The sequence below is a fragment of the Micromonospora narathiwatensis genome (assembly GCF_900089605.1).
Classification (GTDB): Bacteria; Actinomycetota; Actinomycetes; order Mycobacteriales; family Micromonosporaceae; genus Micromonospora; species Micromonospora narathiwatensis.
Genome location: NZ_LT594324.1, coordinates 5,563,443 through 5,582,485, shown reverse-complemented (window position 1 = coordinate 5,582,485; position 19,043 = coordinate 5,563,443). Strand labels below are relative to the sequence as shown.

At 72.6% G+C, this 19,043-nt stretch carries 20 protein-coding genes and 3 tRNA genes; 14 read left to right on the top strand and 9 right to left on the bottom strand.

The window, feature by feature from the left end:
* Nucleotides 1-105: 105 nt before the first annotated feature.
* Nucleotides 106-1,683, top strand: a complete 1,578-nt coding sequence (locus GA0070621_RS24505; protein WP_091200163.1) for a carboxylesterase/lipase family protein — start codon at nt 106-108, stop codon at nt 1,681-1,683.
* A 68-nt stretch (nt 1,684-1,751) separates the two neighbouring features.
* On the opposite strand, the gene GA0070621_RS24500 is transcribed toward GA0070621_RS24505, so the two are convergent.
* Together GA0070621_RS24500 and GA0070621_RS24495 are read right to left on the bottom strand one after the other, a co-directional pair.
* Nucleotides 1,752-3,236 (bottom strand): dihydrolipoyl dehydrogenase family protein, encoded by a 1,485-nt coding sequence (locus GA0070621_RS24500; RefSeq protein ID WP_091200160.1) that lies wholly within the window; start codon nt 3,234-3,236, stop codon nt 1,752-1,754.
* Between the two features lie 104 nt (nt 3,237-3,340).
* Nucleotides 3,341-4,267: a phytoene/squalene synthase family protein gene (locus GA0070621_RS24495; RefSeq protein ID WP_091202809.1), complete on the bottom strand. Its 927-nt coding sequence runs from the start codon at nt 4,265-4,267 to the stop codon at nt 3,341-3,343.
* Nucleotides 4,268-4,401: 134 nt separating this feature from the next.
* Between GA0070621_RS24495 and crtI the strand changes: the two genes are divergently transcribed.
* The 8 genes from crtI (at nt 4,402) to GA0070621_RS24455 (ending at nt 9,505) form a co-directional block, all read left to right on the top strand.
* Nucleotides 4,402-5,883, top strand: coding sequence for a phytoene desaturase family protein (gene crtI / locus GA0070621_RS24490; protein WP_091200158.1), 1,482 nt, complete (start codon nt 4,402-4,404; stop codon nt 5,881-5,883).
* Nucleotides 5,884-5,911: 28 nt separating this feature from the next.
* On the top strand, nt 5,912-6,535 hold the full coding sequence (idi, locus tag GA0070621_RS24485) for an isopentenyl-diphosphate Delta-isomerase (protein WP_091200156.1): 624 nt from the start codon (nt 5,912-5,914) through the stop codon (nt 6,533-6,535).
* The gene (locus GA0070621_RS24480; protein ID WP_091200154.1) at nt 6,525-7,472 is read left to right on the top strand and encodes a MerR family transcriptional regulator; all 948 of its coding nucleotides are present in this window, start codon (nt 6,525-6,527) and stop codon (nt 7,470-7,472) included. Before idi ends, GA0070621_RS24480 begins: the two co-directional genes overlap by 11 nt.
* A 71-nt stretch (nt 7,473-7,543) precedes the next feature.
* Nucleotides 7,544-8,338: a polysaccharide deacetylase family protein gene (locus GA0070621_RS24475; protein ID WP_167667294.1), complete on the top strand. Its 795-nt coding sequence runs from the start codon at nt 7,544-7,546 to the stop codon at nt 8,336-8,338.
* Nucleotides 8,339-8,491: 153 nt separating this feature from the next.
* Nucleotides 8,492-8,564 (top strand) — tRNA-Glu (locus GA0070621_RS24470).
* 33 nt (nt 8,565-8,597) lie between these two features.
* Nucleotides 8,598-8,671 (top strand) — tRNA-Asp (locus GA0070621_RS24465).
* 73 nt (nt 8,672-8,744) lie between these two features.
* Nucleotides 8,745-8,818 (top strand) — tRNA-Phe (locus GA0070621_RS24460).
* A 171-nt stretch (nt 8,819-8,989) separates the two neighbouring features.
* The gene (locus tag GA0070621_RS24455; RefSeq protein ID WP_197673928.1) at nt 8,990-9,505 is read left to right on the top strand and encodes an SRPBCC family protein; all 516 of its coding nucleotides are present in this window, start codon (nt 8,990-8,992) and stop codon (nt 9,503-9,505) included.
* Between the two features lie 218 nt (nt 9,506-9,723).
* On the opposite strand, the gene GA0070621_RS24450 is transcribed toward GA0070621_RS24455, so the two are convergent.
* Both GA0070621_RS24450 and GA0070621_RS24445 read right to left on the bottom strand, forming a co-directional pair.
* The gene (locus tag GA0070621_RS24450) at nt 9,724-10,431 is read right to left on the bottom strand and encodes a DUF2786 domain-containing protein (protein ID WP_091200153.1); all 708 of its coding nucleotides are present in this window, start codon (nt 10,429-10,431) and stop codon (nt 9,724-9,726) included.
* A gap of 36 nt (nt 10,432-10,467) precedes the next feature.
* Nucleotides 10,468-10,857 carry a hypothetical protein gene (locus GA0070621_RS24445; protein WP_091200150.1) on the bottom strand — a complete coding sequence of 130 codons (390 nt, stop codon included), beginning with the start codon at nt 10,855-10,857 and terminating at the stop codon, nt 10,468-10,470.
* A 166-nt stretch (nt 10,858-11,023) separates the two neighbouring features.
* Between GA0070621_RS24445 and GA0070621_RS24440 the strand changes: the two genes are divergently transcribed.
* Nucleotides 11,024-12,370: an ABC transporter substrate-binding protein gene (locus tag GA0070621_RS24440; protein ID WP_091200148.1), complete on the top strand. Its 1,347-nt coding sequence runs from the start codon at nt 11,024-11,026 to the stop codon at nt 12,368-12,370.
* A gap of 58 nt (nt 12,371-12,428) precedes the next feature.
* On the opposite strand, the gene GA0070621_RS24435 is transcribed toward GA0070621_RS24440, so the two are convergent.
* Nucleotides 12,429-13,172, bottom strand: a complete 744-nt coding sequence (locus tag GA0070621_RS24435) for an enoyl-CoA hydratase/isomerase family protein (protein ID WP_091200146.1) — start codon at nt 13,170-13,172, stop codon at nt 12,429-12,431.
* Complete coding sequence (locus GA0070621_RS24430) at nt 13,169-14,026, bottom strand: 3-hydroxyacyl-CoA dehydrogenase family protein (protein ID WP_091200144.1); 858 nt, start codon at nt 14,024-14,026, stop codon at nt 13,169-13,171. The genes GA0070621_RS24435 and GA0070621_RS24430 overlap by 4 nt, the downstream gene beginning before the upstream one ends.
* A gap of 164 nt (nt 14,027-14,190) precedes the next feature.
* On the opposite strand from GA0070621_RS24430, the gene GA0070621_RS24425 reads away from it, so the two are divergent.
* Entirely contained in the window at nt 14,191-14,478 is a 288-nt protein-coding gene (locus GA0070621_RS24425) for a hypothetical protein (protein ID WP_091200142.1), read from the top strand.
* Nucleotides 14,479-14,526: 48 nt separating this feature from the next.
* On the opposite strand, the gene GA0070621_RS24420 is transcribed toward GA0070621_RS24425, so the two are convergent.
* Nucleotides 14,527-15,303, bottom strand: a complete 777-nt coding sequence (locus GA0070621_RS24420; protein ID WP_091202804.1) for a class I SAM-dependent methyltransferase — start codon at nt 15,301-15,303, stop codon at nt 14,527-14,529.
* 54 nt (nt 15,304-15,357) lie between these two features.
* On the opposite strand from GA0070621_RS24420, the gene GA0070621_RS24415 reads away from it, so the two are divergent.
* Entirely contained in the window at nt 15,358-15,762 is a 405-nt protein-coding gene (locus GA0070621_RS24415) for a PPOX class F420-dependent oxidoreductase (protein ID WP_091200140.1), read from the top strand.
* 88 nt (nt 15,763-15,850) lie between these two features.
* Here GA0070621_RS24415 and GA0070621_RS24410 read toward each other — a convergent pair whose 3' ends face one another.
* Entirely contained in the window at nt 15,851-16,060 is a 210-nt protein-coding gene (locus tag GA0070621_RS24410) for a BldC family transcriptional regulator (RefSeq protein ID WP_007073996.1), read from the bottom strand.
* Nucleotides 16,061-16,314: 254 nt separating this feature from the next.
* Entirely contained in the window at nt 16,315-17,154 is an 840-nt protein-coding gene (locus tag GA0070621_RS24405; RefSeq protein WP_091200136.1) for a hypothetical protein, read from the bottom strand.
* Between the two features lie 173 nt (nt 17,155-17,327).
* On the opposite strand from GA0070621_RS24405, the gene GA0070621_RS24400 reads away from it, so the two are divergent.
* Both GA0070621_RS24400 and GA0070621_RS24395 read left to right on the top strand, forming a co-directional pair.
* Nucleotides 17,328-18,410 (top strand): Glu/Leu/Phe/Val family dehydrogenase, encoded by a 1,083-nt coding sequence (locus GA0070621_RS24400; RefSeq protein ID WP_091200134.1) that lies wholly within the window; start codon nt 17,328-17,330, stop codon nt 18,408-18,410.
* A gap of 303 nt (nt 18,411-18,713) precedes the next feature.
* On the top strand, nt 18,714-18,929 hold the full coding sequence (locus tag GA0070621_RS24395; RefSeq protein WP_091200132.1) for a DUF3073 domain-containing protein: 216 nt from the start codon (nt 18,714-18,716) through the stop codon (nt 18,927-18,929).
* Nucleotides 18,930-19,043 lie beyond the last annotated feature (114 nt).

Below are 19,043 nucleotides of genomic sequence, written 5' to 3'. Positions count from 1 at the left end.
CTTAGGCGATCGCCTTGGGCAAACGTCTTGCGCGATTGCCCAAATTGGATCTACGGTTTCCGGCAGCAACCACTTCCGGTCCCCGTCCACGACAGGAGAGCCACCATGGACACCCCCGGTCTGTTTCGGAAGCGCACCCTCGGGTGCCTTGCCGCCGCCGCATTGGCCGCCGTCGCGATCAGCGCCGCCCCGCCGGCCGCCGCCACCCCCGGCGACCCCGCCGTCGTCACCACGGACAAGGGCGCCGTGCGCGGCGCCGTCCACGCCGGCCTTCGCTCCTTCCAGGGCATCCCGTACGCCGCGCCGCCCGGCCGCTGGACCTCACCCGAGCCCACCGCGCCCTGGTCCGGTGTGCGGGACGCCACCCGCCCGGGCCCGGCCTGCGCGCAGCCGGTCGGCCTGCCCATCGGCGTGCCCGGAGAGGCGGAGGACTGCCTGTACCTGAACGTCACCACGCCCGGCCGCAAGGGTGACCGCCTGCCAGTGATCGTGTGGATCCACGGCGGCAGCATGATGTTCGGTACCGGCGACATGTACGGGCCGGACCGCCTCGCCGCCAACGCTGTCGTGGTGTCGATGAACTACCGCCTCGGCGTCATGGCGTTCCTCACCCACCCGTCGCTCGACGGCGGCTCGGCGTACGGCTCGGGCAGCTTCGCCCTCGAAGACCAGCAGGCCGCGCTGCGCTGGGTACGGGCCAACGTCGACCGGTTCGGCGGCGACGCCGGCAACGTCACGATCATGGGCCAGTCCGGTGGCGGGTACGCGGTCTGCGACCACCTCGCCTCACCGATGTCGGCGGGCCTGTTCGACCGCGCGATCATCCAGAGCGCACCCTGCGCCACCGGCGGCTCCCGCACCCGCGCCGAGGCGGAGGCCGACAGCGCCGGCGTGATCAAGGCCGTCGGCTGCGACGACGCCACCGACGTGGCCACCTGCCTGCGGTCGTCCGAAACCACCGTGGCCGAACTGCTGGCCGCGTACGGGCCGTGGGGCGAGCCGCGCCCGGTATCCGGCACGCCGCTGCTGCCCCTGAGCCCGGCAGAGGCGTTCCGCACCGGCCGGTTTCACCGCGTCCCCGTGCTCGTCGGCCTGAACCACGACGAGGAGAACGGCCGGTACGCCGGGCTGGAGATCAGCCCGGGTGGGACGCCCATCCCGGTGGAGGCGTACGAACCGACGGTCCGCGAGCAGTACGGCGTCGACGCGGACGGGGTCCTGGCCCGCTACCCCCTGTCCGACCACGCCAACTCCGCCGGGCTGGCCCTGTCGACCATCGGCACCGACCGGAACTGGGCGAAGCCGACCTACGACACCGCGAAGCTGCTGTCGAGGTGGACGACGACGTACCTGTTCGAGTTCGCCGAGGAGAAGACGCCGTGGTTCGTGGGCTACAACGAGCCGAGCTTCCCGTGGCGGGCCCAGCACATGGCCGAGCTGGCGTACCTGTTCGACATGGACCTCTTCGTGCCGCGGACGCGGCAGCAGGACCGGCTCGCCGACCGGATGATCGGCGGGTGGACCCGGTTCGCGGCGGACGGCAACCCGAACGGCGGCGGGGACGGCGGCTGGCAGCGGTTCACCGAGCGCCACCCGCACGTGCAGTCCCTGACCTCGGGGCGCTGGCAGCCGACCGAGTTCATCCGCGACCATCAGTACGCGTTCTGGTCCGGCCTGAGCTGACCGTGTGCCACACCGAGCGGCCCCGGCGCGTGCGCGCCGGGGCCGCTCCGGCAATCGCCGCGAAACTGCTAGCGCAGGTTGCGCAGCGCGTCCTCGATGGCCCGGTGGAAGGTCGGGTACGCGTAGATCATGTGCCGGAGCTGGCTGATCGGGACCGCCGCGTGCACCGCCACCACCAGCCCGGACAGCACCTCGCCACCGGCCGGGCCGGCCGAGGTGGCACCGATCAGCACGCCCTGGTCGGCGTCGGCTACCAGCTTGATGAAGCCCGCGTTGCCGGCCTTGTGGATCCAGCCCCGGGCGGAGGAGGTCAGGTCCGCGTACCCGATCTGGACGTTGACGCCGCGCTCGCGGGCCTGCTGTTCGGTGAGGCCGACCGCCCCGACCTCGGGGTCGGTGAAGGTGACCCGGGGCAGCGCCCGGTAGTCGGCGTACGGGACGCTGCCCGGCGCGGCGGTCGACCCGCCGGCGCTCATCGCCCCGCCGACCGCGCTGACCACCCCGGCCGCACCACCGACCACGCTGGCGGTGCCGCTCGCGTCCGGGCCGCCCTTGCTCCGCCGCATGTGGTCGAGCACGTCGGCGACGACGATCGCCGCCTGGTACATGGCGATGTGGGTGAACGCGCCCTCGCCGGCGAGGTCGCCGACCGCCCAGATCCCCTCGGTGACGTGCATCCGCCCGTCCACCGGCAGGTAGCGCTGGCTGGCGTCCACGTCGACGGTGTCCAGCCCCAACTCCTCCAGGTGCGCCCTGCGGCCGGTCACCACCAGCAGTTTCTCGCCGGTGAACCCGGTGCCGTCCGCGTGCACGGTGAAGGTCGTGCCGTCGTGGCTGACCCGCCCGGCCCGTACCCCGGTCTCGATCCGCACCCCGTCGGCGCGCAACGCCGTGGCAGCCAGCTCGGATGCCTCCGGCTCCTCGATGGCGAGCACCCGGTCGGCCGCCTCGATCACGGTCACCCGTACGCCGAACCGGGCGAAGACCTGGGCCAGTTCCAGCCCGATCGCGCCCCCGCCCAGCACCAGCAGCGACTCCGGCAGTTCCTCGACCTCGATCGCCCGCCGGTTGGTCCAGTACGGGGTGCCGGCCAGGCCGTCGATCGGCGGGATCGAGGGGCGGGTGCCGGTGCCCAGCACGATCCCGTACCGGGCCTGGAAAACCTGCTCGCCGACGCGTACCCGGCCGGGGCCGTCGAGCCGGCCGCTGCCCCGGACGAACCGGCCGCCCTTGCCGGTGAACCGGTCGACCGCCAGCCGGTCGTCCCAGGTGTCGGTGGCCTCCTCGCGAATCCGCTTCGCGACCGGCGCCCAGTCCGGCCGGACCTGCGCGGAACCGGCCAGCTCGTTGACCCGGTGCGCCTCGGCCAGCGCGTTCCCCGCCCGGATCATCATCTTGCTCGGGATGCAGCCCCAGTAGGGACACTCGCCGCCGACCAGGTCCCGCTCGATCCCGACGACGGTGAGGCCGGCCTCGGCCAGCCGCCCGGCCACCTCCTCGCCGCCGACCCCGAGCCCGACCACGACCACGTCCACCAGTTCCGGCTCCGCCATCCCGCCAGCATTTCGCACCCCGGCCCCCGCCGCGACCCGGCCGCGCCGGAATTCCCGCGCCGGCCACCGCACCGACCACCTACCGGGGCCGGTCGCACGTGCGGTCAGGCCACCAGCGCGGGCTGGAACGCCGGGCCGGGGATCGCGACCGGCGTGCCGGTCGGGGTGAGCAGCGACCGCGCGGCCACCGCCAGCCGCCGTCGACCGGGTACGCGGGCCCGCCGTACGAAGACGTCGTAGCCCTGGGCGGCCACCTCGTCGAGGATCCCGCCGTAGAGCGCGTACGCGGTGCGCATGCAGGACTGCGAGGCGGCACTGAGCAGCGGAATGCCCGGCGCGGCGGCGGCGTAGTGGGCCTGGGCGCGGGTCACCTCGTACTCGACCAGCTCGCGGATCTTCGGAATGGCGTGGCCGGCCGCCCGGGCCGCGTACAGGTCGTCCCGGGTGACGTCGAACCGGGCCAGGTCCTCGTCGGGCAGGTACGTCCGCCCCCGGCCGAGGTCCTCGGCCACGTCCCGGATGAAGTTGGTTAGCTGGAACGCCAGGCCGAGCTGGCGGGCCGGCTCCCGGGCGGCGGCCGGGTCGGAGCTGCCCAGGATCGGCAGCATCATGGTGCCGATGACCGCGGCCGAGCCCTCCATGTAGTCGAGCAGGTCGGCGTAGCTCGGGTAGGACGCCACCGTCAGGTCCATCGCCATGCTGCGCAGGAACGACGTGAAGTCGGCGGGGTCCAGGTCGAAGACGGCGATGGTGTGCAGCACCGCCGGTAGCAGCGGGTCGTCGACCGGCTCCCCGCGCAGCCCGGCGGCGAACCGGGTGGACCACTCCCGCAGCCGGGCGGCGCGCTCGGCCGGCGGCAACTCCTCGGTCCGGTCGACGATCTCGTCGGCGTAGCGGGTGAATCCGTACAGGGCGTGGACATGCCGCCGTTTCCATGCGGGCAGCAGACGTGTGGCGAGATAGTAGGTCCGGCCGTGGCGTCGGTGCAGCTCGCGGCAGCGGTCGTAGGCAGCCGTGAGATCGGTGTCCACCCGACCCACCCCCCAGATTCGACGCATAAATCGACGCAACTCGTAACCTTAGGGTACGCTCGCCCCCATGGCCAACGCGCGGTCACGGCTGATGTGCTCCGTGTCGCGCGGGCCGTTTTGAGGGAGGTGGTCCCGTGCGGATCGTGACCGGACGCACGGACCGGGTGGTCGTCGTCGGCGCCGGCCTGGGCGGGTTGGCGTGCGCACTGCACCTGGCCGGCAGCGGCCGGCAGGTGACCGTCCTGGAACGGGAGGCGGTGCCGGGCGGCCGGGCCGGCCGACTCAGCGTCGACGGGTACGAGTTCGACACCGGACCCACCGTGCTCACCATGCCCGACCTGATCGCCGAGGCACTCGGCGCGGTCGGCGAGGAGCTGACCGACTGGCTTGACCTGACCCCGCTGGACCCGGCGTACCGGGCGTACTACCCGGACGGGTCGACGCTGGACGTGATCACGGACACCACCCGGATGGCGGCCGAGATCGCCCGGGTCTGCGGCCCTCGCGAGGCCGACGGCTACCTGCGGTTCGTCGACTACGCCCGCGACCTGTGGCGGTGGGAGCGGGCCGACTTCATCGAACGCAACCTGGACGCGCCGACCGACCTGCTCACCGCCAACCTGGTGCGGCTGCTGGCCAGCGGGGCGTTCCGGCGACTCCAGACGAAGATCAACCAGTTCTTCCGGGACCCGCGTACCCAGCGGATCTTCTCCTTCCAGGCCATGTACGCCGGCCTCGCGCCGCACGACGCGCTGGCCATCTACGCGGTCATCGCGTACCTCGACTCGGTGGCCGGGGTGTGCTTCCCACGCGGCGGCGTCCACGCGGTCTCCCGGGCGATGGCCGGCGCGGCGGAGAAGCACGGCGTGCAGCTCCGGTACGGCACCACGGTGACCCGGGTCGAGACGGTCAACGGCCGGGCCACCGGCGTGCTGACCGCCGACGGCGAGTTCGTCCCCGCGGACGTCGTGGTGCTCAACCCGGACCTGCCGGTCGCCTACCGCGACCTGCTGCCCGCCGGGCGGCAGCGCCGACTCACCCACTCGCCCTCCTGCGTGGTGCTGCACGTCGGGTCGACGCAGGGCTACACCCGGATCGCGCACCACAACATCCACTTCGGCCGGTCCTGGCGCGGCACGTTCGACCAGGTGATCCGGCGAGGCGAGCTGATGAGCGACCCGTCGCTGCTGGTGACGAACCCGAGCCGGACCGACCCCGCGGTGGCCCCCGCCGGGCGGCACACCTACTACGTGCTCGCCCCGGTGCCGAACCTCGACCGGGCCGCGCTGCCCTGGCGGGGCGACCTGACCCGCCGCTACGCCGACCAGCTCGTCGAGACGCTGGAGGAGCGGGGCTACGTCGGCTTCGGCGACGGCGTCGAGGTGCTGCGCACGGTCACCCCGGCCGACTGGGCGGAACAGGGCATGGCCGCCGGTACCCCGTTCGCCGCCGCGCACAGCCTCTTCCAGACCGGGCCGTTCCGCCCGTCGAACCTGCACCGGGCGCTCGGCAACGTGGTCTTCGTCGGCTCCGGCACGCAGCCCGGGGTGGGCGTACCGATGGTGTTGATCAGCGGCAAGCTGGCCGCCTCGCGGATCACCGGAGCCGGTCGGTGAGCGCGTTCTCGAACGAAAGGCGGGCACCGTGACCTCCCGCGAAGGACACCTGGTCGAACTGGTCGACGGCGCCGGGCACGCGCTCGGCGAGGACACGGTGGCCGCCGCCCACCAGCCGCCGGGCCGGCTGCACCGCGCGTTCTCGGTGCTGCTGGTCGACCCGGACGGGCGGATCCTGCTCCAGCAGCGGGCCGCCGTGAAGACCCGCTTCCCGCTGCGTTGGGCCAACTCCTGCTGCGGCCACCCGCTGCCGGGCCAGCCACTGGCCGAGGCCGCCAACCGCCGGCTGGCCGAGGAGTTGGGCGTCGCCCCCGTCGACCTCACCGAGGTCGGGGTGCACCTCTACCACGCCGAGGACCCGGCCACCGGCCGCGTCGAGTTCGAGTACGACCACGTGCTGCGCGCCGACGTGCCGGCCGACCTGCCCACCCGGCCCGACCCGGCCGAGGTCGCCACCCTGCGCTGGGTCGACCCGCACGAACTGGCCGCCGACCTCGACGCCACCCCCGAGGCGTACGCGCCCTGGCTGGGCGGGGTGGTGCGGCAACTGCTGCGTCCGGCACGTCCCGCCGCCGGCGGGGCGGGCTCGTCCGGCGCGGGCCCGGCCGGTGTGCCGGTCGACGAGGCACCGGAGCGGTCGGGTGGCCGATGAGGCGCTGAGCGCGGGTGCCGTCGCACGGACGCTGGGTGTCGCGGTCACCACGCTGCGTACCTGGCACCAGCGCTACGGTCTCGGGCCCAGCGAGCACGTACCGGGACACCACCGGCGCTACACCTCGACCGACCTCTCGCGGCTGGAGATCATGCGGCGGCTCACCGCGGACGGGGTGAGCCCGGCGGAGGCCGCCCGCTGGGCCCGGCGGGCGCCGGTGCTGGCCGCACCCGAGCGTCTCGGCCGGGCGACCCCGCCGGGCGTCACCCGGGCCGGCGGCGGGACGGCCATCCCGGTCGGCCGGGCCGGACCGGTAGCCCGTGGGCTGGCCCGCGCCGCGATGCGGCTGGACTCGGTGGCCATCGGTGAGACGATCGCGCACGCCCTCGCCGCCGACGGTGTGGTGACGACCTGGGACATCCTGCTCCGGCCGGTGCTCGCCGGCATCGGCGACCGGCACGCCGCCACCGGCCGGCTGATCGAGGTGGAACATCTGCTGTCCCGGTGCGTGTCCGAGGCGTTCGCCACGGTGGCCCGGGCGCGCCCGGCCGCCGGGCCGGCCCGGATCCTGCTCTCCTGCGCCGACGAGGAGCAGCACACGCTGCCGTTGGAGGCGCTCGGCGCCGCCCTCGCCGAGGCGGGAGTGGGCTACCGCATGCTGGGCGCGCGGGTGCCGGTGCCGGCCCTGGTCGAGGCGGTCGCCCGGACCGGGCCGACGGCCGTCGTACTCTGGTCCCACACCGGGGCGACCGCCGACCCGGATCAGCTCACCGCGCTGCTCGCCACCCCCCGTCGGCCGCTGCTGGTGCTCGCCGCCGGGCCGGGCTGGCGGGCCGACGCGCTGCCGGCCGGCGTGGTCCGGCCGATGGACCTGGCCGAGGCGGTCGCGCTGGCGACGGCCGTACGCGATTCGCAGGACCGGTCGACGACGGCCTGACCACCTCTCGTGCTTCCGAGCCGCGTCCACTACGGTCGGAAGTCCGCATACCCCGACCCCTCTCGGGAGCGATGATGCGATCACGCGCCGTGCTGGCGCTCGCCCTGGGCCTGGTGTTGTTCCTCACCGGCTGTGGCGGACCCGGCAAGACCCCACCCCCGGCGGCGGGTCCACCCACCTCCGCCTCACCCACCCCGGTGCCGACACCGACGCCCACCCCGCGGCCCAGCCGCACCACCCCGCCGAAACCGAAGCTGCGTCCGCTGCCGAAGAACCTTCCCGCCGGGCTGCACCGGCGCAGCGACGACGACGCGGTGGCGCTGACCTTCGACGACGGGCCGGATCCGCGGTGGACGCCCCAGATTCTCAACCAGTTGCGGGCGGCCCACGTCACCGCGACGTTCTGCCTGATCGGCCAGCAGGCCAAGCGCTACCCGGAACTGGTGGAGCGGATCGTTCGGGAGGGTCACCAGCTCTGCAACCACAGCTGGCGGCACGACCTGGACCTCGGCCGGCGACCGGTGTCGGAGATCAAGGCCGACCTGGTCCGGACGAACCGGGTGATTCGGGACGCCGTACCGGACGCCGAGATCACCTGGTTCCGCCAGCCCGGTGGCCGGTGGACGGCGGAGGAGGTGGCGGTGGCGCGCAAGCTCGGCATGCGCCCGCTGCACTGGACCGTCGACCCGCAGGACTGGAACCATCCGACCGCGAAGACGATCGCCAAACGGGTGGAGGCGGCGGCCCGCCCCGGCTCGATCGTGCTGATGCACGACGGGGGCGGCGACCGGAGCCAGACCATGGCCGCCTGCCGGCAGGTGATTCCCGACCTGAAGAAGCGGTACGGCATCACCCGGCTCCGCTGACCCGGCCGTGACCTGCGGTTTCGCCAGCCGACGCAGGCAGGGGGATACCGGTTTGGTTGACCGCCGGGGCATGACATATGCTTCTCATGCCTCCGGCGGGGCCGGATGGGAGCAAGTCCGTCTGAAGTTGCGATGTGCAATGATGGCGGGGCCGCCCTCATCGTCTAGCGGCCCAGGACGCCGCCCTTTCAAGGCGGTAGCACGGGTTCGAATCCCGTTGGGGGCACGGTCCGGCTCGCGCCGGATGCAACATCAGCAAGGTCCTGTGGAGCAGTTGGAGTGCTCGCCGCCCTGTCAAGGCGGAGGTCGCGGGTTCAAGTCCCGTCAGGACCGCAAGCGCTGACGCCGCGCAGCATGCGCGGCGTTCTGCGTATCGGCCCATGCGGTAGCATGAGCCGAGCACCACGGCCAGGTAGCTCAGTTGGTACGAGCGTCCGACTGAAAATCGGAAGGTCGGCGGTTCGACCCCGCCCCTGGCCACATAGCCTTTCGCCGGGCTAAACAGCGCCGACCAGCGGAAACGCCGGTCGGCGCTGTTGCATTCGCCCCAATTCACCTGGCCAAGGGTGTCGGAAACTCCCATTCCCGCTGCCGGAATACAGACGTTCGCCAAGCTGCACAGCGAGGCAGCAGCCGGTATGGTCCGGGCCTATGGGACAGGAGATGGCTGATCCGGATGAGGTCAGCCAGGAATTCGACCGCTTCTCCGTCCGTAGCAAACTCTTCGCCCCTGCCTCCGCCGAGCGCGCGTTCGCGGTCTTCACCGGGTCCCTGGCCGACTGGTGGGTACGCGAATACACCTGGTCCGGGCCGGCGGCGCTGGCCGAGCTGGGGGTCGAGCCCCGGGCCGGCGGCATGCTCTACGAGATCGGCCCGTACGGCTTCCGCGGCGACTGGGGCCGGGTGCTGACCTGGGACCCGCCGCGCCGGCTCGTCTTCAGTTGGCAGCTCGGGCCGGACCGGGTGCCGGTGCCGGACCCGGCGCGGGCCAGCGAGGTGGAGGTGCTCTTTCTGCCCGAGGGGCCGGAGCGCACCCGGGTCGAGGTCGAGCACCGGTATTTCGACCGGCACGGCGCGGCCGCCGAGGGCTACCGCAAGGCGCTCACCGCTGGCTGGCACGAACTCCTCTGCCGCTATCTCGCCACGGTCGCCCGCAGCGGTTCCTGACCTGCGACGCATCGGCGATCGCCTGCCCGGCGGGCCGATGTCCTCGGATATCAGGACAACTCAAAACTGCCTTTCGAGCTGATATCGCAAACGAATCAGGCGGACAGCGATACCAGCGATGCGTTCGTGATATCAGCTCCAAAGCGTGTGTGCGGAGATACCTCGTCGCGGCCACAGCCACAGCGCGACCTGACCGGTCTCACCAAGGGATGGAAGGGTCATCGCCCGATGCCCCGCCCCGCGGCGCCGCGCCCGGTCACGCCGGTGCCGCCCAGGTGGGCCCGGCGCCCCGCCGCCACCCCGGAGCCGAAGCCGGTGCCGGCGAGCCGGCGGGGCGGCGCGGTACGCAGCCGCGGATACACCTCGGCGAGCCGGTGCTGGACCCGGTCGGAGCGGTCGGCCAGCACCAGCGCCGTCGAGGGTACGCCGGCTCCGGCGACCGCCTCGGCCTCGGCCGCGCGCAGCCGCTCCGCCACGGTGTGGGCGAAACCGGCCAGCCAGCTACGACGGAACGCGGCCGGATTCTCCCCGGCCGGTACGGGCGCACCGGCCAGCCCGTGCGCGGCCTGCACCAGCAATGAGGTGAACAGCATCTCGACCCGTTCCAGGTCGCTGGCGAAGCCGAACAGGTGCATCGCGAAGCCGCTGCCCTGCCGGCGGCGTACGCATCGGCAGCGCAACGGATCGGCGACCGCCGCGAGCAGGCCGGCCTTGTCCCGGGCGTACGGGGCGACCACCTCGACCACCCGGTCGCCGACCGGGTCGGTGGCCGGCTCCCGGGCGGCCAGCAGCGCGCGGTCGACGCCGTAGCGGGCGATCAGCTCGGTCGCCTTCGCCATGAAGGCCGCCGACTCGGCGGGGGTGCAGGCCGGGTCCTCGGCCTGGGCGAGCAGCTTGCGGACCTTGCTCAGCATCGCCTCGGACATGCTCCAGAGCTACCACAGCCCGGATCCGTCGAGCGGTCAGCCTGCCCGGCTGCGCAGCGTCGCCACCGTCGACCCGGCGAGGGTGAGCAGGCAGTCGGGCAGCAGCCCGTCGGCCGCCGCGGCCCCGAAGAGCGCCTCCCCGGTGTCGGCGTCGTCGTTGGCGTACGCGCTGACGAAGCGGGCCACCCAGCGGGTGTCGTAGTCGGCCTGGTCGATGTCGGGGAAGTCCAGCGCGCAGCCGCCGAGCGGGGCGTCGTCGCCGACCATGGTGGCTGCCAGGCACCATGCCACCCCGTACGCCCCGGCCAGGCCGGCCCGGTCCACCACCGCGTCGAAGGTGCCCACCACTGCGTCCCCGTCGCCGGCGAGAGCCGAGTGGAGCACGGCGGTCGCGTCGTCCAGCGTCTGCTGTGCTTCGTCGGTCACCTGCCGAACAGTAGGACGGGAGGTCAAGCGGTGACCCGAAACAGCCCGCCCGTCACGCTGAGTGATATCCGTAGTCAAGCTGCTGACGGACCGCCCATCCACGGTCCCGCGACCCGCGTCGGCACGCTAGTGTGCGCAACGGACCTTCGCCGGAGGAAGGACGACCATGCTCGTATCACGCGCGTCGCGCGCGGCCATCGTTGTGGCCAGCGCGGCGCTCCTGCTCGCCACCAGCGGCTGTGGGAGTGACCAGCCCGAGGAGGCGAACACCGACACCCAGGTGCGCCTCTATGGGACCGACGGCAACATGCAGACCGCGTACGCCGTCGAGCTGAAGGAGCGTGCGGGCCTTCTCAACGGGATGAAGGGCACCATCCCGCTCACGCCGCTGCCCGACACCTTCAAGGAGCGGCTACGCACCGTAGACCCGAAGCTGACCGACTACCTCTACTCGGCGGAGACGTACGACGCGGTGGTGATCAGCGCGCTGGCCGCCCAACTGGCCGGCACCACCGAGCCGACCGAGATCGCCAAGCAGATCGTCGGGGTGACCACGGGCGGACAGCGCTGCGAGGACCCGGCCACCTGCCTGCGGCTCGCCCGCACCGGCCAGGACATCGAGTACCGGGGCGTGTCGCTCAACCGGGCCGGGTTCACCGACGCCGGTGAGCCGGCCACCGCCAGCTACGCCACCCTTCACTTCGGGCACGAGAAGATCGACGACGGCAAGACCGAGTTCGTCGGCGCCGGTGACGACTCGGCGGCGAGCACCAAGGAGCCGCCCCGGGGCAGGAAGCCGCGCGGCGGGAAGAAGGCGGACGACGCCCCGCTGGTCATCGGCGGCCTCCTGCCGAAGACCGGTGACCTGGCGCTGGCGTACCCGCCGCTGGCGGCCGCGGCGGCGCTGGCCATCCGTGAGATCAACGCCGCCGGTGGGGTGCTCGGCGAGCCGGTGACCTGGATCGACGGCGACGACGGCACCAACCCGGAGGTCGCGAAGGCGACCGTGGCCTCGCACGTGGCCAAGGGTGTGCACGTCATCATCGGCGCCGCCGCGTCCGGCATCTCCCGGGCCGTGCTGCCCGACGTGGTGGCCGCCGGGCGGATCCTGTTCTCCCCGTCCAACACGGACGCCGGGCTGACCACGGTGGACGACAAGGACCTCTACTTCCGCACCGCGCCGCCGGACAGCCTCCAGGGACGGGCGTTGGCCGACGTGATCCTGCGGGACGGGCCGCACAAGGTCGCCATCGTGGCCCGGAAGGACTCCTACGGCCAGGGCTTCCAGGAGAACGTCCGCGCCGAGCTGGAGCGGGCCGGCTTCGGTGCCGACCGCGTCAAGCTGCTCACGTACGAGCCGCCGGCCGACGCGCAGGCGCCGCCGGTGGACTTCTCCGCCAGCGCCAAGGAGATCAAGGCATACGGGGCGGACGCCGTGCTGATAATCGGCTTCGGCGAGTCGCTGAAGGTGATCACCGACCTGGCGGACGCCGGGGTGCAGATCCAGCACTGAACCGACGACGAGGGCCGCACCGGGCGCACCGGTGCGGCCCTCGTCGCGTCCGGCCCGGTCAGCGGGACCTACGCCGCTCCAGGAACTCCGTCATCCGCCGGTGCTTCTCCTCGTCCTCGAAGAGCACCGCCTGGCTGAGCAGGTCGAGCTGCGGGTGGGCGGCGGGTGGGGCGTCCACGGCCAGCTTGGTCAGCCGCACCGCCAGCGCCGACCCCTTGGCGATCTCGTCGAGCAGGCCGTGCGCGCTGGGCAGCAGCTCCGCCGGCTCCGCCACCACCCGGTTGACCAGGCCGATCCGCAGCGCCTCGTCGGCGTCCACCCGGCGTCCGGTGAAGAGCAGCTCCTTGGCCCGGGCCTCGCCGACCAGCGCCGGCAACCGGTAGGTCGCGCCCGCGCCGGCCAGGATGCCCAACCGCACCTCGGGCTGGCCGAACACCGCACGCGCCGTACACACCCGCAGATCACAGGCGTACGCCAGCTCGGCGCCGCCGCCCAACGCCGGGCCGTCCACGGCGGCCACGGTCGGCATCGGCAGGGCCCGGATCCGGGCGAAGGCGGCCTGGTTGATGGCGGCCAGCGCGTCCAGCCGGCCGCGTTCGCGGAGCTGGCCGATGTCCGCCCCGCCGGCGAAGACGCCCTCCGTCCCGCCGGTGAGCAGCAGCAGCCGGGGTCGCGCCTCCAACTCGGCGCAGACGGCGTGCAGCTCGGCGATCAGGTCGGCGTCGATGGCGTTGCGCTTCTCCGGCCGGTCCAGGGTGACCACCAGCCGGTCCGGCAACTCCTCGATCCGCAGCCCGCTCACTGCTTGACCCCGCCTTCCCAGGTGTAGAAGCCCTGACCGGACTTCTTGCCGAGCTTTCCTTCGGCGACCAACTGCTCCAGCAGCGGCGGCGGCGCGAAACGGTCCCCGTACGCGGCCTGGAGGGTGCGGGCGATGTCGAGCCGGACGTCCAGCCCGACCAGGTCGGTCAGCTCCAGCGGGCCGATCGGGTGCCGGTAGCCGAGCACCATCGCCTTGTCGATGTCGCCGGGGCTGGCCACCCCGTCGGCGACCATCCGGATCGCCTCCAGCCCGAGGGTGACCCCGAGCCGGGAGGTGGCGAAGCCGGGCATGTCGCGTACGACGACGGGGTCCTTGCCCAGCCGGCCGGCGAGCGCGACGGCCGCCTCGGTGGTCTCCGGCGCGGTGGCCGGGCCGACCACGATCTCCAGCAGCGCCATCACCCAGACCGGGTTGAAGAAGTGCAGCCCGAGGAAGTCGGCCGGCCGCGCCAGCCCCTCGGCCAGCTCGGCGATCGGGATGCTGGAGGTGTTGCTGCCGAGCAGGGCGGGACGCCGTGCCTCGGCCTGCCGGAGCACCGAACGCTTGAGGTCGAGCCGCTCGGGGACCGCCTCCACGATCACGTCGGGCCCCTCGGCGACCTCGGCCAGCCCGGCCCGCAGGGTGAGCCGCTCCCGGTTCGCCGTCGCCTCCTCGGCGGTCAGCTTGCCGCGCTGCACCCCGCGTTCCCACAGCTCGCCGAGCCGCCGTACGGCGTCTTCGCCGCGCGTCGGGTCCACCTCGACCAGTTCGACCGCGTACCCGGCGCCGGACGCCACGTACGCGATGCCGAGGCCCATGGTGCCGGCCCCGACGACCACAAAACGACCACTCATGACGTCCCCTCGCCGCGTGCGGTGGCGCACGGGGTCTCCGCCGCGCCCGGCCGCCCGCTCCGCTCGCTCCTGGATGCGACCCTATGCAGGGCCGACCGGGGCGGCGTGCGTGGGGGCGCGTCCCGCCGGGTACAGACGACGGCCAGGCCGAGGGAAGGATCGAGATGAGTCAGGCACCGGAGAACGCGGCGACCGCCGAGACCGTGGAGACGCGCGGCGACGAGCGGGTGGACCTGCTCCGCGCGGACACCAACCACGACGGGCAGACCGACGTGTGGGTGGTGGACACCGACGGCGATGGTAAGGCCGACCTGTTCCAGTTCGACACCGACGGTGACGGCAAGGTGGACATCACCATGGTCGACATCGACGAGGACGGGACCCCGGACGAGGTGGTCGACGGCGACGGCGGCCTCCCGCCGGAGCAGCACTCCCCGACCGTCCAGGTCTGACGGGTACGCGCGCGGGCTCCCGGGCCGGTCCCGGGGGCCTGGCGGCGCTCAGGCCAGTTGCAGGGTGGCCAGGTAGTAGGGGTGGTCCCGGTCGTCCACGTCGACCAGTCGCCACGACGAACCCTGGACCAGCTCGGCCAGTTCGTCGGCCGTGCAGACCAGATAGTCGAACCACTCGGTGCCGAGCAGCCGGTAGCGCAGCCGCAGCCGGAGCTGGCCGCCGAGCCGGCCCCGCCGCCGGTTGCGCTCGTGGTAGCTGACCTGCACCGGATCCGTGGTGCCGTACGGGTCGGTGCCGTGCGCGATCACCTGCGCCCCGGGACGGGCCAGCGCGGCGAGGGCGGCCAGGAACCCGGCGGCCCGCTCCCGCCCCTCGATCAGCCCGAGGTTGTTGCCCAGCAGCAGGAAGGTGTCGTACCGCCGGCCGTCGGCGACGTGCTGGTCGATCGTGCCGTGCACCAGGTCGCGTACGCCCCGGTGCCGGCAGACCCGCAGCGCGCCGACCGAGGTGTCCAGGCCGGTGACCGGAACCCCGCGCTGTTGGAGGTGCAGCGCGATCCGGCCCGCGCCGACGCCGACGTCCAGCGCGTGCCCGCGCACCCGTTCCACGGCCCGGTGGTCGTACGGCTGCCACGCCTCCGGCGGGTCCAGGTAGTGCCCGGCGGGAGCGCCGTTGACCAGGCCGTCGTCCCGCTCGATGATCTCGATGACCGGCCGGGGCAGCCGCCCGCCGGCCAGCGGCCGGGGTCCGATCCCGGTGGCGACGGCGTACGCGTCACGGATCATCTCGCCGAACACGTCGCCGATCGTGGGTTCCCCGGTCACAGCGATCACGCTAACCGGGCTCGGCTGGCCTGTCGCGGCCTTATCCTGAGCGGCGTGACCGACCTGGACCGCCTCGCGGCGGAGAAGTACGTGCTGCTCACGACGTTCCGCAAGGACGGGCGGGCGGTGCCGACGCCGGTCTGGGCGGTGCGGGACGGGGACGCGCTTGCGGTGTGGACCGCGTCGGACACCGGCAAGGTCAAACGGATCCGGCGCAACGGTCGGGTGACGGTGGCCCCGTGCGACGTCCGGGGACGGCCGCACGGGGCGGCGGTCCCGGGGCGCGCGACGGTCTGCGACCTGGTCGGGACCCGGCGGGTCCGGGGGCTGTTGAAGCAGAAGTACCGGCTGCTCGGCCGGCTGGGCCTGCTCGGCAGCCGGCTGCGCCGGGGGGAGAGCGGTACGGTGGGGCTGCGGATCGTGCTGGAGGACCGGGTGGGGCGAGCGAGCCCCGGATAGTCCCCGGATACGACTAAGGGCGGCGGATCGTCGCTGTCGCGTACGTCCGGCCGCCCCTGATCGGAACGCCTGAGAAACGTCCGGGTCGTCAGTCCCCTTGACGCTGCTGGGGGATCTGCCCCTGCAGCAGGGCCCGAACCTCCGACTCACGGTAACGGCGGTGTCCGCCCAAGGTCCGGATCGCACTTAGCTTGCCGGCCTTGGCCCACCGGGTCACCGTCTTCGGGTCGACACGGAACATCGACGCCACCTCGGCCGGTGTGAGTAGCGGCTCTGGTTCATGCGTTCGCGATGCCATCGGGGTCACTCCTCCACATGTATAGACATCGGCCGGGGTCCCGCCGGCCGACGCGTCTCCCATGGTCCGGCTAGTCCCCGATGTCCGACATGGGCCGAACGGCTGAAGGTCCCTAGACGGACGGATGAACCATGCCCGATTTTTACGACTTTTATGTGTCAGGAAGTACCTTATTCGGACTCATGATCACGGGTCGTGATGCATCAACTACGAGACACTCTCGTGTCGAAGGGGTCTTGGCCGGATAATCCGGGCTAATTGCAGCGCTCCAGCAACTGCACCGCCCGCCACCGCGCGACCAGCTTGTCGTACGCCGCCGAGGCCTCCTCGGCCTCGCCGCGGGACAGCCCGGCCAGCCCGGCCGCGACCAGCTCGGGCGAGTCGTCGGCCAGCAGCGTCTCGTCCGGCAGCAGTTGGACCAGACCCCCGTAGTCCAGCTCGACGACCGAGCGGGGGTGGAACTCCTCCAGCCAGCGGGCGGCCTCCTCGACCGCCTCGGTGATCGGGGCCTCCCCGACCGACTTGCGCAGCACGGACAGCGCGCGGGACGAGCGTCGGCGCGCCTTCGAGATCTCGGTCCGGTAGCGCAGCGCCCGCCGGTCCGGCTCCGTCACCAGGTGCCGCTCCTGCGCGTCGAAGAGCACGAACCAGCGCAGCGGCACCCCCCAGGTGGCGATCTGCTCGTGCAGCCTCGGCACCCCGTGCTCCAGCACCCGCGCCCCGCTGCGCCAGTCCTCCACCACCGCCTTGGCCTGGCCGGCCAGGATCGGCGGGACGAACGCGTCGGCCAGCACCGCGGGCACGCCGTCCCGGGCGCTCAGCGCCGCCTCGGCCACCCGGATCCGCAGGTTCCACGGGCAGACCAGCAGGGAGTCGTCGGTCTCCAGCACGTACGCCTCGTCCGGCAGGTCCGGCAGCCGGGTCCAGCCCGCACCGAGCGCCTCGATCACCGCGGTCCGCTGCCGGACCGGCCCCTCCAGCGGCGCGACGGCCCGGCCCTCGTTCACATAGCGGCGCCAGAACGACTGGCGATCCCGATCGAAGGCGGTCAGCGGCTCGTACACGCGCAGGTAAGAAGCGAAGAGCGACGGCACGGCGCGATCCTCCCACGAGTCGGGACCCGTACGTTGCCGGCGTGACGTGGGGACGTGGTGTGCGCGACAGTACGGCTCCGGCCGATATTAGGCTCAGCAGCACCGGCATCATCCCGCCGGCGTGCCACCAGGTCCGCGCCCCACAAGGGCGCACACCGTCACAGGAGTCAGCCATGGGCGTATTCGCCACCACCGACGACCCGGGATCCACCGGCCACGAACAGGTCGTGTTCTGCCAGGACAAGCAGTCCGGCCTCAAGGCGATCATCGGGATCTACTCCACCGCGCTGGGCCCCGCGCTCGGCGGCACCCGGTTCTACCCGTACGCCAGCGAGGAAGCGGCTCTCGCCGACGTGCTCGACCTCTCCCGCGGTATGGCGTACAAGAACGCCCTGGCCGGTCTCGACCTCGGCGGCGGCAAGGCGGTCATCTGGGGCGACCCGGAGCAGATCAAGAGCGAGCCGCTGCTGCGCGCGTACGGCCGTTTCGTGGAGTCGCTGAACGGGCGCTACTACACCGCCTGCGACGTCGGCACCTACGTGGCCGACATGGACGTGATCGCCCGGGAGACGCGGTACGTCACCGGTCGCAGCGTGGAGCACGGCGGTGCCGGCGACTCCTCGATCCTGACCGCCTGGGGCGTCTTCCAGGGCATGCGGGCCGGCGCCGAGCACGTCTGGGGCAGCCCGACGCTCTCCGGCCGGCGGGTCGGCGTGGCCGGCCTGGGCAAGGTCGGCAAGTACCTGACCGGCCACCTGCTGGAGGACGGGGCCGAGGTCGTGGCGACCGACGTCAACCCGAAGGCCCTGGAGTGGGTGCGCGCCAACCACCCGCAGGTCGAGCTGGTCGACGACACCGCCGCCCTGATCGCCGCCGACATCGACGTGTACGCCCCGTGCGCGCTGGGCGGCGCCCTGAACGACGACACCGTGCCGGTGCTGCGGGCCAAGGTGGTCACCGGCGCGGCGAACAACCAGCTCGCCCACCCGGGCATCGAGAAGGTCCTCGCCGACCGGGGCATCCTCTACACCCCCGACTACGTGGTGAACGCCGGCGGCGTGATCCAGGTCGCCGACGAGATCGAGGGCTTCAACTTCGAGCGGGCCAAGCTGCGCGCCACCCGGATCTACGACACCACCCGGGAGATCCTTCGGCTCGCCGACGACGAGGGCGTGCCGCCCGCGGTGGCCGCGGACCGGCTCGCCGAGCGGCGGATGGCCGAGGTCGGCCGGCTCCGGACGATCCGCCTGCGGTGAACATCACGCCGGGGGCGGGGCACCGGCTCCACCCCCGGCCTGATGCGACGGGCCGACTGGCGTTAAGCTAGAAATTGGGGCAGTTAAGGCCTATTTGACCGCTGTCACGGCCGGTCACGGCACCCACCCCTTACCGGGTACACTTTGTGACGGCCGGATCACTGCGACGCGCAGGGCCGGCTGACGGTAACCCGAGGTGCCGAACAGTGGCATCCCCATGTACCGTAAGAGCCACGAGAGATGCCTGACGTCATCGGGGCCCGCCTTCGGGCTGCCCCGCATTCTGTGCGAGGGGGTCGAGCCATGGGGCGCGGCCGTGCTAAGGCCAAGCAGACAAAGGTGGCCCGGGAGTTGAAGTACCACTCCCCGAACACCGACCTCGCCGCCTTGCAGCGAGAACTCGGCGGCAGCGGGAAGTCGGACCGCGACTTCGACGACGACTACAAAGAGTATGTCGACGACGATGACGAGGACCACGCGGACGAGGACCCGGACACCTGGGTCCGTCCGACCCGCTGACCTCCGGTCACATCTGAGCACGCGGTAAGCCCCGCGTGCTCACGCATGTGCTCTGCGGAAGCCGGCGTACGACCGACGATCAAGGACCTGCCGCACCGACGGGACACCCCTACG

Coding starts and splice junctions, on each gene's coding strand:
- GA0070621_RS24505 (WP_091200163.1), top strand. CDS start 106: ATGGACACCCCCGGTCTGTTTCGGAAGCGCACCCTCGGGTGCCTTGCC.
- GA0070621_RS24500 (WP_091200160.1), bottom strand. CDS start 3,236: ATGGCGGAGCCGGAACTGGTGGACGTGGTCGTGGTCGGGCTCGGGGTC.
- GA0070621_RS24475 (WP_167667294.1), top strand. CDS start 7,544: ATGATGCGATCACGCGCCGTGCTGGCGCTCGCCCTGGGCCTGGTGTTG.
- GA0070621_RS24455 (WP_197673928.1), top strand. CDS start 8,990: ATGGGACAGGAGATGGCTGATCCGGATGAGGTCAGCCAGGAATTCGAC.
- GA0070621_RS24450 (WP_091200153.1), bottom strand. CDS start 10,431: ATGTCCGAGGCGATGCTGAGCAAGGTCCGCAAGCTGCTCGCCCAGGCC.
- GA0070621_RS24440 (WP_091200148.1), top strand. CDS start 11,024: ATGCTCGTATCACGCGCGTCGCGCGCGGCCATCGTTGTGGCCAGCGCG.
- GA0070621_RS24430 (WP_091200144.1), bottom strand. CDS start 14,026: ATGAGTGGTCGTTTTGTGGTCGTCGGGGCCGGCACCATGGGCCTCGGC.
- GA0070621_RS24425 (WP_091200142.1), top strand. CDS start 14,191: ATGAGTCAGGCACCGGAGAACGCGGCGACCGCCGAGACCGTGGAGACG.
- GA0070621_RS24410 (WP_007073996.1), bottom strand. CDS start 16,060: ATGGCATCGCGAACGCATGAACCAGAGCCGCTACTCACACCGGCCGAG.
- GA0070621_RS24400 (WP_091200134.1), top strand. CDS start 17,328: ATGGGCGTATTCGCCACCACCGACGACCCGGGATCCACCGGCCACGAA.
- GA0070621_RS24395 (WP_091200132.1), top strand. CDS start 18,714: ATGGGGCGCGGCCGTGCTAAGGCCAAGCAGACAAAGGTGGCCCGGGAG.